General features: G+C 32.8%; 14 protein-coding genes and 1 tRNA gene. 7 read left to right on the top strand and 8 right to left on the bottom strand.

The genetic code is table 11. The features are described from left to right. Positions 1-2: 2 nt before the first annotated feature. From MR875_06855 to MR875_06845, 3 genes are all read left to right on the top strand, one after another. The gene (locus MR875_06855; GenBank protein MCI6994554.1) at positions 3-878 is read left to right on the top strand and encodes a formylmethanofuran dehydrogenase subunit C; all 876 of its coding nucleotides are present in this window, start codon (positions 3-5) and stop codon (positions 876-878) included. A 48-nt stretch (positions 879-926) separates the two neighbouring features. Beyond that, a complete protein-coding gene (locus tag MR875_06850; GenBank protein ID MCI6994553.1) occupies positions 927-1217 on the top strand; it encodes a DUF2097 domain-containing protein in 291 nt (96 codons plus the stop codon). 125 nt (positions 1218-1342) lie between these two features. Next, on the top strand, positions 1343-1633 hold the full coding sequence (locus MR875_06845) for a DUF2097 domain-containing protein (protein MCI6994552.1): 291 nt from the start codon (positions 1343-1345) through the stop codon (positions 1631-1633). Here MR875_06845 and MR875_06840 read toward each other — a convergent pair whose 3' ends face one another. The 7 genes from MR875_06840 to MR875_06810 form a co-directional block, all read right to left on the bottom strand. After that, positions 1634-3316 (bottom strand): NrpR regulatory domain-containing protein, encoded by a 1683-nt coding sequence (locus MR875_06840; protein MCI6994551.1) that lies wholly within the window; start codon positions 3314-3316, stop codon positions 1634-1636. It lies immediately after the preceding gene. A 57-nt stretch (positions 3317-3373) separates the two neighbouring features. Next, positions 3374-4732, bottom strand: coding sequence for a type I glutamate--ammonia ligase (gene glnA, locus MR875_06835; protein MCI6994550.1), 1359 nt, complete (start codon positions 4730-4732; stop codon positions 3374-3376). A 256-nt stretch (positions 4733-4988) separates the two neighbouring features. Next, entirely contained in the window at positions 4989-5741 is a 753-nt protein-coding gene (locus MR875_06830; GenBank protein MCI6994549.1) for a HesA/MoeB/ThiF family protein, read from the bottom strand. A 12-nt stretch (positions 5742-5753) separates the two neighbouring features. Beyond that, positions 5754-6920: an aldo/keto reductase gene (locus MR875_06825; protein MCI6994548.1), complete on the bottom strand. Its 1167-nt coding sequence runs from the start codon at positions 6918-6920 to the stop codon at positions 5754-5756. Between the two features lie 119 nt (positions 6921-7039). Continuing rightward, positions 7040-7149: transfer RNA gene (locus tag MR875_06820), tRNA-Met, on the bottom strand. Between the two features lie 74 nt (positions 7150-7223). Continuing rightward, positions 7224-7553 (bottom strand): C-GCAxxG-C-C family protein, encoded by a 330-nt coding sequence (locus MR875_06815; GenBank protein MCI6994547.1) that lies wholly within the window; start codon positions 7551-7553, stop codon positions 7224-7226. Positions 7554-7717: 164 nt separating this feature from the next. Continuing rightward, positions 7718-7960, bottom strand: a complete 243-nt coding sequence (locus tag MR875_06810; GenBank protein ID MCI6994546.1) for a putative zinc-binding protein — start codon at positions 7958-7960, stop codon at positions 7718-7720. A 153-nt stretch (positions 7961-8113) separates the two neighbouring features. Between MR875_06810 and MR875_06805 the strand changes: the two genes are divergently transcribed. From MR875_06805 to MR875_06790, 4 genes are all read left to right on the top strand, one after another. Next, positions 8114-9364: an adenosylhomocysteinase gene (locus MR875_06805; protein ID MCI6994545.1), complete on the top strand. Its 1251-nt coding sequence runs from the start codon at positions 8114-8116 to the stop codon at positions 9362-9364. A 21-nt stretch (positions 9365-9385) separates the two neighbouring features. Continuing rightward, positions 9386-10036 (top strand): DUF2119 domain-containing protein, encoded by a 651-nt coding sequence (locus MR875_06800; GenBank protein ID MCI6994544.1) that lies wholly within the window; start codon positions 9386-9388, stop codon positions 10034-10036. A gap of 13 nt (positions 10037-10049) precedes the next feature. Beyond that, positions 10050-10379, top strand: a complete 330-nt coding sequence (locus MR875_06795; protein MCI6994543.1) for a hypothetical protein — start codon at positions 10050-10052, stop codon at positions 10377-10379. Positions 10380-10440: 61 nt separating this feature from the next. Further along, positions 10441-11112, top strand: coding sequence for a PH domain-containing protein (locus tag MR875_06790; protein ID MCI6994542.1), 672 nt, complete (start codon positions 10441-10443; stop codon positions 11110-11112). Positions 11113-11150: 38 nt separating this feature from the next. On the opposite strand, the gene fen is transcribed toward MR875_06790, so the two are convergent. Then, positions 11151-12134: a flap endonuclease-1 gene (fen, locus tag MR875_06785; protein ID MCI6994541.1), complete on the bottom strand. Its 984-nt coding sequence runs from the start codon at positions 12132-12134 to the stop codon at positions 11151-11153. Positions 12135-12139: the final 5 nt, after the last annotated feature.

Genomic DNA, 12139 nt, shown 5'->3' with positions numbered 1-12139 from the left:
GGGTGTTTAGTTTGAAAACAATTACATTTGATCAAATCAAAACTTCTTCAATCGCTTTAGAATTCGATGAATTAATTCCTGACGAAATTTTCGCATGGACTGAAGCTGATTTCGCAAAATATCAAGTTCCTATTGGAAATTCCAGATTCCCAATCACTGACTTCTTCGACATCACTGTTGAAGGAGAAGCAGCAGGACCTGATGAAGTTAAAATGATTCTCAACGGGGATTTAAACAGAGTAAAATACATCGGTTGTAAAATGAGCGGTGGAGACATCGTCTGTAACAGTAGTGTAGATTTACACGTAGGTGCAGAAATGTCTGGTGGATCCATTCTCGTTAAAGGTAACGCAGCTGCTCACGCAGGAAGAGAAATGTCTGGCGGATACCTTGAAATCGAAGGAAATACCAAAGAATTCACTGGTGCTTCTTACATTGGTGAATGGAGAGGTATGACTGGAGGAGAAATTGTTGTTGGCGGTAACGCTGGTAAACAATGTGGTGAATGTTTAACTGGTGGTAAAATTCACGTTAAAGGAAACTGTGATATTTTAGCTGGTATTCACATGACCAAAGGTATTATCGAAATTGACGGTGACGTAAACCGTTGGCCTGGTGGACAAATGAAAAACGGTAACATCGTTATTCACGGATTCCTCGGAAGATTACTCGAAGGATTCGTTCTCGATGGTGTTGTCGAAAACCCAGAAGTTGATGGAATCACTTTCGAAGGTAAATATATTAAATACACTGGAGATATTGGTCTCAACGGTAAAGGTAACCTTTACTTAGGTGCTGAAGCTAACAAAGAAAAATTAGCATCTTACGGAGAAATTGACGACGAATATACTTCAATCAGAGAATACAGGAATTTATAATTCCTCTCTCTTTTTCTTTTTTTTTAAAAATTAATATAGGTGTATAGAATGGTAGAAGAAGTAGAAATGAGCTTTGAAGAAGCATTAAATTATGTTAAAACCAACGTGGAAGTTGGTGATCTTTTAGAATTATCTTACAATCGTATTTTTGCTCCTGGTGAAGTTTTAGGATTCACAGAACCAGATGAAGTCACTGGTGAAGGTTTTAGAGTTGGGCTTCAATTAACTGGTGAAATTTTAAATCAATCTATTGAACTAGACTTCAACGAGCTTGAAGATGATTTAATTGAAATGCGTCATATTACTGACGAAAAAGAACTTATTATAGAAATTTTGTAATTTCTCTCTTTTTTCCTATTTATTTTTTCTTGTTGTATTTCCCATAAAAAAATTATTTGTTCGTGATAATACAAACAAGTTTATATATGATAACGTTTATACTATATTTTACGAGGATGATTATCATGAAAGAATTACAATTAACAACAAAAGATGCAGTAAATTACTTAAAAGAAAATGTTGAAATTCATGATAGGATTGAAATTTCATATAATAGAATTTTTGCTGAGGGTGAAGTATTGAATATGGATTTTTCAGAGTATTTTGGAAAACCAGGTTTTAAAATGTTAGTTACTCTTGATGAAAGTCGTTTAGGCGCTACAGTTGAAATTGATATTTATGAAGTTGAAGAGGATATAATTGAGTTTACTCATTATCCAAAAAATGGTGAAGAAGTGGATATAACTGTAATTTAGTTATAACCTATCCATTTTTTCAAAAGGCAATAGTTTTTCAATAGCTTTAACTTTGACTTTTATTCCTTTTTCTTTTATTGCACCAATAGTATTCAAACCACTACCAGTTACGATACCAAAGTTATAATTGTCTGCTTTTGCATTGTAGGTTACTTCTCTAGGTTTTCCAATTTTGTATATTGAAAATCCTACATTGTTTAAAATATCTAAAAGTTGGACACTTTGTTCACGAGATATATATGGTATCTCTTTAAAACTTGCTAAAATTTTATTAGGTCCATTATTCTTAGTTATGGATGTCATATTTTTAGCTATAAATAGTTTATGTGGATCTTCTGTTGACCCGTTGTATGAAATTAAGTCAATAAATAATGGAGGTTCTGTAAGTTCAAGCAATCCACCATATTTTGGGTTACTCATTATTCCATTGTCTATTAAAATTCCATCAATGCTCAAACTACAAATTGTAGCAAGACCAATTCTTGAATCATCGGTTGGATGATTAATTATTTTATAATATGGATTAATGTATTTTGGATTGTCATTGTATGTTTCTTCCATTATATCCAATGCTCTGTCAATGTCATCTTTATCCATATATGAAACGTTTGATATGATGTCTCCTTTTCTTTTTTCAATATCAAAGTTAACCTGCTGGATTAAATTCCAAGTTTTTGAAAGTAAGAATGATATTTTTGGTCTAGGGACATGTTGCACTTCTTTTAATACTGGATTGATTCTGGAGGTAATTGGATATAATGTTGCAAAATCTCTTGTTTCTTCAGATATCCTTATTTCAATATCTTGATTTTCTTCTTGAACAGCACAAAATGGTGTAATTCCACCAACAACAACTATTCCAACCATTCCTCTAGGTACTGGTGCTCCTAAAATATCTTTCCCCTCATCAGAAATACCTATTACTCCACCAATTCCTATCTTGTCCAATTTGTTGATGATATTTGCAGCTTTTTCACGTCCTATTCCAGGTATCAGTCTGAAGTTTGCAGGGATAATTCCATCACCATTTTCAAGAACATCCATAATTGATGTAAATCCTTTTGTTGAGAAAGCATCGAGAGGGGATACTGAAGTTTTCTTGTAGGATATTAATTGAGTGAAGTTTATTGGTTCTGAATCTTCAATTTTTAGAAGGCCACCATATTTTGGTTGGGAAGGAATTCCTTCATTAAGTAGCACTCCATCTATTGTTGTTCCACATAATGTTGTTACCTCTATCTTGCCATCATTGCTAGTACTATTTAAATTAACATAAGGACTAACAGAAAGGCCACTTCCAGTAACTTTTTTAATTATATCAACTGACTCTTCATTATAAATGGTTGATGTATTTACAACTACTTTTCCTTCTTGTGTCATATAGTTGAAGTCAGTTAAATAAATCATTTCTTCAAATCTTGAATAAATGAAATCAACCTGATCGTAAATTAATCCTTTTTCTAATTTTTCACGGCCCTGTTTTGTGATTTTTCTTCCGGAATTTCCTATTCTTTCAGTAAATCCTTTTTCATCCAAGATTTGCATATGGTATCTAACTGCACGTTCTCCAAGATTAAAACCTTTGTTCTTTAGTTCATCAGCTATTAGTTTAGAACCGGTTGGTTTTTCTTGTTCGCTTAATATTCTTAAAATTTCAATCATTCGGTGTTCAGATTCTGACATAAAAAAAGCCTCGTACAGTTAATATTAATTTAAAAAAATAAAAAATAATATTTAGATTTAGATATCTAAATATTTTTTCTGTTCGTATCCAAATACTTGAACACGATATTCGTCCCATTCTTGGTATTTGAGTTCTAAGAACTTTTCACTTACGTGGGAACCTAATGCATTAAGGATTAATGGGTCTTCTTCAAGTGAGTGGTATGCTTCCCATAAACTTGTTGGTAAGACTTCAATTCCTCTGTTAATTCTTTCTTCTTCGCTCATACTGTAGATATCAAGTTCCACAGGGTCACCTGGGTCAATTTTATTGACAATACCGTCAATACCTGCTTCAAGCATTACGGTAAATGCTAAGTATGGGTTACATGCAGGGTCTGGAGATCTGTATTCAATACGGGTTGCTTTTCCACGTGCTGCTGGAACTCTGATTAAAGCGGATCTGTTTCTGAATCCGTATGCTCTGTAAACTGGTGCTTCATAACCTGGTACTAAACGTTTGTATGAGTTTACAATTGGGTTAGTAATTGCCGTAATTGCTGGAGCGTGTTTTAATAATCCTCCCATGAAGTAAAGTGCATCTTGGGAAAGTCCAGTTTCAGAATCTGGGTCTGAAAAGAGATTTTTGTCTCCTTTAAATACGGATTGGTGACAGTGCATTCCACTACCACTTACACCGAAGAAAGGTTTTGGCATAAATGTTACTCTGTAGTCTAATTGGTCAAAAGTAGCCATATTGTCTACAATAGCTTTAATAGCTTGTTTGAATGTAATTACTGCATCTGCAGTTTTAAGCGCATCTTTGAATTTGAATGCAATTTCGTTTTGACCTGGAGCTACTTCGTGGTGGGAAGCTTCTACTTCAAAGTCTAAGTCTTCTAAGTTTAAAGTTAATTCTCTTCTGAAATCAGGTCCTTTGTCGAGAGGTTCTACATCAAAGTATCCTGCATCATCGTAAGGCATTGGGTAACCGTTTTCATCAATATCTACAATGAAGAATTCTGGTTCAGGACCAATGTTGTATTGTAATCCCATATCTTTAATGTGGGATAATGATTTTTTAAGAACTCCTCTTGGATCTCCTGCAAATGGTTTTTTCTCAGGGGTCCATACGTCACAGATAAATCTACAGGTTGCAGATTCTTCTGGTCTCCAAGAGAGTCTGGAGTAAGTATTGATATCTGGTTTTAAGACTAAATCACTGTCATTAATTCCAACGAATCCTGCAATGGATGATCCGTCAAATAACATACCTTCATTGAATAATTCATTCATATCATCTCCTGGATTGAATGGAATTACAATGTTTTTCACGGTACCGTTAATATCAACAAATTGTAAACGGATAAATTTGATATTATCCTCTTTCATAATTTCGGTTATTTTTTCAATTTTTTCTTCTGGAATATCGCTCATCAAATCAAGCTCCATAATAAATTAATCATGATTAATTTAACATAGTCGGAAAATACTTTCCATCGAGTGTTATATCTTAATCTCGTAGTATATAAACATTTGTAGAAAATAGTTATATATTTGTATTATGCAATTTTTACTATATTAATGTATAGATTTTGTATATTTTAATTAAAATAATTGTATTTATTTATGAAACAAAATATGCTTTTGTTCAAATCAATATAAAAAAAAGAGTGAAAATTTGATTTAATGTTTAGATTTCATTCATAAAAAATGAACCTAAATCTAATAAATCAAAAGTTAAAATTTTTGGAGCCACAGTAACCTTTCCAATTCCAGTTATGATTTTATAAGCTTCCATTGCTTGAATACAACCAATTAAATTTGGTGTTGGACCAATAACTGGGGGTGTGCCGGATGTAACATTTTTTAAACTTTCAATGACTTCTTCGGTAAGCTCTTTTCCGACGGAAGGTAGGTTGAACATTTCTTCATAGCTTTTTGTGTTTGGTAAAAATGTTGTAATCTGACCTAAGGTTCCATGAATTGCACCATGTATGAATGGAATCTTTTTCTCATTTGCTTTTCTTGATGCAATAACTCTTGTCAATACATTGTCCAATGCATCAATAACAATATCTGAGTCTGAAATGATTTTATCAATGTTGCTTTCATCGACATGTTCATTAAAACTTGTTACTTTAACATATGGGTTTATTAGTCTGACTTTATCTTTTGCAACTTCACTTTTAGGTATTCCGACATCAGTCAAGGTTGCAAAATTCTGTCTGTTCAAATTTGACATGTCGAAAGCATCCTCATCAACTAAAATAAGCTCTCCAACACCCATTCTTGCAAGCATTTCAATGGTTTGGCCTCCGATACCTCCGCAACCTATTATTGTAATTTTTGAATCTTTAAATTTTTGCTGTTTGCTTCTTGTAACAATGCTCATCTGACGGGAAGCAATTTCCCAATATCCGTCTCCAATGTATCTAGTCGGCATTTTTTCACCTTTTTAGAAATGATCGAATTCACTACCGAAGTATTCGTATACTTTCTGGAGTTCTTCTGGAATATTCAACATTTGAGTACAAAATGGTATGCACTCTTCACAACTCACGCAGCTGTCTGCCCTTGAATCATCATCAATCAATGCGAAGTACTGCATTGCACTTGCTTTTGGATCTTGCATCATATGTGCGATATTATATTCGGTTAAGCAGTTTATGATGTCAACACCATGAGGGCAGGGCATACAGTAACCGCATCTGGTGCAGCTGTTTCCAAGATAACTCCTGTAGGTTCTTGCAACTTCTCTGATCAATTCATGGTCATTTTCACTTATGATATCTTCAGTAGATGCGATTCTAACATTTTCCTTAACCTGTTCCAAGCTGGTCATACCACTAAAGACACAGTCAACATCATCTCTGTTCCATAAGTATTGTAGTGCCCATTCAACAGGGGTTCTTTTCTTTTCTGCAGTATCCCATAATTGCTGAATGTCTTTTGGAATGTTGTTTACTAATCTTCCTCCACGAAGAGGTTCCATAATCATACTGCCGACATTGATTTCCTTTAAGTAATTAAGTCCCATAACTCCTGATTGGTAATATTCGTCGAGGTAGTTCATCTGTGTTAATGCAACTTCCCATTTAGGATATTCGTCCAGTATTTCAATCAAATAGTCCACTTCTATATGTGATGAAAATCCTATGTGTTTGATTTTACCACTGCTTAAACAGTCATCCAAGAAGTCTAAAACACCTAAGTCATGTACTTTATTCCAATCTGGAACTGTCAATGAATGAAGTAAGTATAAATCAATGTAATCGGTTTGCAATTTTTCAAGTTGAATGTCAAGATATTTATCAAAATCATCCTTTTCTTCAATTAACCATGATGGTGATTTTGTCTGTAATAAAATTTCGTCTCTTAAGTTATTTTCCTTCAAGTATTTTCCAAGAAACTTTTCACTGTTTCCATTACCGTCAATTCCTGCACTATGGTAAGGATATGCTGTATCAATTATGTTTATTCCATTTTCAATTCCATATGTTAACATTTTTGATGCTTCCATTTCATCAATATCTGCATTGGAATTGGTTGTAGGTAGTCTCATTGTTCCAAAACCGAGTCTTGATACTTCAAGGCCAGTTTTTCCAAGTGTATTATATAACATTTCAAACCTCAATAATTCTAATAAGTATTATTAACTTTGATAAAATAAGTATAAAATTATTATTATTTTAAATAAATTTTTAAAAAAAGTAAGTTAGATGGATTCCTGGGATTTTAGGATGCCGGGGGCGGGATTCGAACCCGCGATCTCACGGTATCCCAGGAATATGTCAGAGCACTGCATTATTACCCTATGAGCCGTGCGCTCTAACCAGCTGAGCCACCCCGGCATCTAACAATATAATTTTACTGTACTATTATATTTATACTTTTTGCTTTTTTTGGAATTTTCATATAATTTTTATTATTCATTTAATTTTTTTCTGCATTTTGAACAGTACTCAGTTTCTTTATTTGTTTTAAATGTTTTACCACAATTTTTGCAGATAACTGTTTTCAATGATGCTTTATCTGATTTTAATTTGTTTTCAATATCTCCAACTTCATTTTGACCATATTTTAAACCTAATACCATTAATGCACCGGTACACGCCCCACAGACTTCGCCTTTTCTCATTCCACTTCCAAAGCATCCTCCAATTTTGAGTGCTTGTTTTTCATCAAGACCCAATTCTTCACTAAATGATGCAAATACTGATTGGGCACAATTAAATTTAGATTCAAATAATTTCAAGGATTTTTCAACATGGGCATAATATCTCTCAAATATTTTTAATTCTATTGTTTATTTCTTCAGTTACTAACTTAACACATTCTTCTCCAGCTTCCCCTAATCTAAAGGGATCTGTTGATATAAAATCGCTGTCCTCAAGAATTTCATGAACTTTAATTGTATCTTCAATTAATTCCTTTTGAATTTAAGATTTTATTGACACAATTTCCACTGCATCCATTAACCGCAATTATAGGGTATTTTTTGAGCATTTCATTATTTTTCCCTTCAATGTCTGCAGAAGTGGATCCCATGCATATTGAAATTATATTGTCATTAGTTTTTCTGGAGTCACCACATGCAACACGTCCAACTAAACCGTTTGGACTCATTCCATCATATGATGCTAAAGCTATTTTTTGAGTCATGTTATCACCTTTTTAATTGGTATTTAATTTTTTTAATTATTATTTTATTGTTTTGTTTTGTTTTTTTGTATAAATTTTATAAAAAATACTATAATTATAAAGGTTATAAAAAATATAATTATTATCATATCATTCTTATTAGGAGTAATTTTTATGAGTAAAGTTAAAGATATGTCTTTAGCACCTGAAGGTGTTAGGAAAATTGAATGGGTTCAAAAACACATGCCTGTTTTAGAACACATCAAACAAGAATACTTAGAAACCCAACCTTTCAAAGGAATTACTATCGGTTCATGTTTACATTTAGAACCTAAAACCATCAACTTAGGTTTAACATTAATGGCTGGTGGAGCTGAAGTTGCAATGACTGGCTGTAACCCATTATCCACTCATGACGATGCAGTTGCAGGAGCAGCTGATTTAGGATTAAACGTTTATGGTTGGAGAGAACAAGACGATGAAGAGTACTACCAAACCATTAACATGGTACTTGACCATAAACCAGACATAATCATTGATGATGGTGCAGACATGATTATGGTTCTCCACAATGAAAGAACTGAGTTGTTATCTCATATTAAAGGAGCTTGTGAAGAAACCACTACTGGTGTACACAGACTTCAAGCAATGCATGCTGATGGTGCATTAAAATTCCCTGTTATTGCAGTAAACGATGCATACACAAAATACTTGTTCGATAATAGATATGGAACAGGACAATCCAGTTTCGATGCAATCATGGGAACTACCAATATGGTAATTGCTGGTAAAACTGTAACTGTCTGTGGATACGGATGGTGTGGAAGAGGACTTGCTATGAGAGCAGCAGGTCTCGGTGCAGATGTTATCGTAACTGAAGTAGATCCAATCAGAGCACTTGAAGCAAGAATGGATGGATACAGAGTAATGACTATTCGTGAAGCTGTAAAACAGTCTGACTTAATAATTACAGTAACTGGTAATGCAGATATCATCTCAGGTGATGACTTCAAATACATGAAAGATGGATGTATGCTTGCAAACTCTGGACACTTCAATGTAGAAATTAACAGACCTGACCTTGAAGCTATTTCAACTGGCGTAAAAGAAGTACGTGAAAGTATTGAAGAATTTACTACCAAAGATGGACGTAAAATCTACTTGCTTGCAGACGGTCGTTTAGTAAACTTATCTGCAGCACGTGGACAAGGACACCCTGCTGAAATTATGGATATGAGTTTTGCTGTACAAGCATTATCTGCAAAACATATTTTGGAAAATGATTTGCCTGTAGGCGTAACCAAAGCACCAGATGCAATCGACTACAATGTAGCTACAATGAAATTAAAAGCTATGGGAATTGAAATCGATTCATTAACTGATAAACAAAAAGCTTACATGTCCAACTGGCAAGAAGGAACCTAATTCCTTCATTTTTTTATTTTTATGTCTTTTTTTAAATACATCGATAATGGTGAAGGTCCAACTAAGCTATTTATCGGAGGACTTCACGGTAATGAAGGTGTAACATCTTTAAAATTCATTAAAAGAATTAAAGATGAAAATTTATCAAATGGTCAGTTTTACTTTTATAATTTTGATAAAACTCCGTATATTTCAACTGTTGATAAGAAATATTATAAATCCGAAATAGGGCTGAAAGTTTTGGATTTGATTGAAGATTTACGTCCTGATTTTTACACGGAACTTCATTGTTATGACCTTAAGAATTATGATAAGTTAACTTCAATGGAGCGATATAAAAAAACAGGTATTCCACCTCTTATTAAATTGGGGAATCATGTTTTGGTCTCATCAGTATCTCCATTAATTAGGATGACTTACTTTTCAACAGAAACTGTGTGTAAAACATTGGAATTTCCTTGTTTTGAAAAATTAAACTCTGAATCTGTTGAAAAATATAATTTTAATAAAGATTTAGCTATTGAAACTTATGAAGAATTGCTTAATTTAATTTTAAGTTCTCCATCAAGGGAACACTTTGAAAAAGAAATGCTAAAAAAGCATGCTGATCAGGTTCATATGGCTATGAGATATGCAGAAAAAGTATTTGGTAAGGATTTCCCACCATATTAAGGAGATGAATTTAATGGATTTTAATAATTGTATGGTTGTTTTTTACATTACTCATAAATTCTATCGTGATGTTCAAATTAAGGGAGTATTGGATATGGATTATTTTGGAGAAGTAGAAGATCCGATACAATACTTTGATGAAAATAAGGAATTAACTTGGAAGATTCCACAAAATCCCTATCGTGCAGGAACAAAAGAATATGTTGCTTATCAAATGTTATGCAGAGAATTTGAACCTGATGAAGATTTTATATCATTTCTTTTGGATTGTGATGGCTTAGAATTTTATTATTCTGAATGGTATGATCTTGAAATTGAAGAATTGACCTGGGAATCAATTTAAATATTGTCGTATATCAACATTGTTTATATATTATTAGTAATATATTTTATTCGGTGATAATATGGCTAAATTTTGTAAAAATTGTGGAACCAAATTAGAAGAGGGTTCTGTTTTCTGTAATGAATGTGGAACTAAATCTGGTGAAAGTGGACCTTCAACTAATAGAAATTATAATAATTCTGCTAATGGTCCATTCAGTGAATATAAAATTGATATGATTCCTGGTGAAAAGGTTATTAGGAGTTCTCAGATTCATGTCGGATGTTTATATCTTCCGTTAATTGTTATTGGGATAGGAATTGCAATTTGGATTTTTGAAATGATATTGTCTGCTTCAGCAGGATTTTTCCCAGCTTTTGTTCTATTAGGTTTTATTAATGTCTTTACTGTAGTCGGTTTGATATGGTTCTTAATTAGATACTATGGTTATAAAAATAATGATTTAATTTTAACAAATAAAAGAGTATTTGGTAAATGTGGTTTAATTTCCACCACTCAAATGCAAAGCCCATTAAATAAAATTGACTCAGTATCATACAGTAATGGTTTAATTGGTAAAATTATAGGTTATGGAACTGTTGAAATTGCAACTACTTCTTCTCATTTTAAATTTAGGTATGTGCGTGATGGTCAAACATTCTATAATGATATTTTCAATCAGGTAGAAATATCTGAAAAAGAAAAAAGAATAGAAAATGCAGAAGCTATTGCTAATGCGATTAAAAATGAATAATATTTGAAGAAAATTTTCTTCTAACAACTTTTTTTATTTTAGAACCATGCATCAAGACTACCTTGAGATGAAGTCAAGTTTTTAAGTTTGTCTGATGCTTTGGATACGCGATCTTCGGAAAAACCATGTTCGTAACATAAAAATTCGATAATTTTATCTTTTTTAGGTTTTTCCCATTTGATTTTGTAATCTGTATTTACATTATGGTTTAAGAAAATTTCACGAACTTCATCCAAATCATGGGTTGATTCTTTTTGAAGTTCAGCTATTTTTTCTTTCAATTGTCCTTTATGGGCTAATTTAAGGGCAGTTTTAGCACCGACTCCTTTTAGACCAGCACAGAAATCAGTTCCAATCAAGATTCCCATATCGATTAATTCTTCTCTTGTTGTGTCTAATTCTCTTAAGACTTTATCTAATTGATAGTATTCTAGATTTCCAAGATTGGAATTAACTGCAAGGTTTCTAACAACTCTTTTAGCTCCGAACAATAGGCAATCGTAATCTTGTGATGCAACAGCATATGCGTCTCCATTCTGAACTAAATAAGCTGCTTGTGCTTCACCTTCACCTTTTGCATCAACATATGGAATTCCCATCAAGGTTAACAGTTTTTTAGAAGATTCAATGATTTCAGGTGATAATTTAGATGATCTCATCGCATATTTGCGTGCCTTCTCGGTATCACCTTTAGCTAATGCATCCTTATAGATTTTTTCAGCTTCATCTCTTACTTCTCTTCTTTTAGCTTGGGTTTCACTTTTAAGCTCTGGTGCTTTACCATCAAAGATATAAATAGGCTTAATGCCTTTTTCAACCATTGAAGAGTTTCTATATAATATTCCACTTAAATGTGATGTGATGTTTCCATTTTCATCTGTTAGTGGTCTTCCATCCCTTTGTCTAATTGTAGATAAGAATTGAAAAAGTGTGTTGAATGCATCTATTGATACGGTTCTTCCTTCTAAATCTTTAAAACTAATTGATTCAGGTTCAATTATATCTTTTAGTTTAACACCCATTCTTT

This window comes from Methanobrevibacter sp. (assembly GCA_022775905.1).
Taxonomy (GTDB): Archaea; Methanobacteriota; Methanobacteria; order Methanobacteriales; family Methanobacteriaceae; genus Methanocatella.
The sequence above is the reverse complement of the archived record's forward strand: the minus strand, read 5'-3'. Positions and strand labels throughout refer to the sequence as shown.

What these genes read in the sequence shown, in the direction of transcription:
- glnA (MCI6994550.1), bottom strand. Translation starts at nt 4,732, where the DNA reads ATGAGCGATATTCCAGAAGAAAAAATTGAAAAAATAACCGAAATTATG.
- MR875_06790 (MCI6994542.1), top strand. Translation starts at nt 10,441, where the DNA reads ATGGCTAAATTTTGTAAAAATTGTGGAACCAAATTAGAAGAGGGTTCT.
- MR875_06850 (MCI6994553.1), top strand. Translation starts at nt 927, where the DNA reads ATGGTAGAAGAAGTAGAAATGAGCTTTGAAGAAGCATTAAATTATGTT.
- MR875_06800 (MCI6994544.1), top strand. Translation starts at nt 9,386, where the DNA reads ATGTCTTTTTTTAAATACATCGATAATGGTGAAGGTCCAACTAAGCTA.
- MR875_06840 (MCI6994551.1), bottom strand. Translation starts at nt 3,316, where the DNA reads ATGTCAGAATCTGAACACCGAATGATTGAAATTTTAAGAATATTAAGC.
- MR875_06795 (MCI6994543.1), top strand. Translation starts at nt 10,050, where the DNA reads ATGGATTTTAATAATTGTATGGTTGTTTTTTACATTACTCATAAATTC.
- MR875_06830 (MCI6994549.1), bottom strand. Translation starts at nt 5,741, where the DNA reads ATGCCGACTAGATACATTGGAGACGGATATTGGGAAATTGCTTCCCGT.
- MR875_06805 (MCI6994545.1), top strand. Translation starts at nt 8,114, where the DNA reads ATGAGTAAAGTTAAAGATATGTCTTTAGCACCTGAAGGTGTTAGGAAA.
- fen (MCI6994541.1), bottom strand. Translation starts at nt 12,134, where the DNA reads ATGGGTGTTAAACTAAAAGATATAATTGAACCTGAATCAATTAGTTTT.
- MR875_06845 (MCI6994552.1), top strand. Translation starts at nt 1,343, where the DNA reads ATGAAAGAATTACAATTAACAACAAAAGATGCAGTAAATTACTTAAAA.
- MR875_06810 (MCI6994546.1), bottom strand. Translation starts at nt 7,960, where the DNA reads ATGACTCAAAAAATAGCTTTAGCATCATATGATGGAATGAGTCCAAAC.
- MR875_06825 (MCI6994548.1), bottom strand. Translation starts at nt 6,920, where the DNA reads ATGTTATATAATACACTTGGAAAAACTGGCCTTGAAGTATCAAGACTC.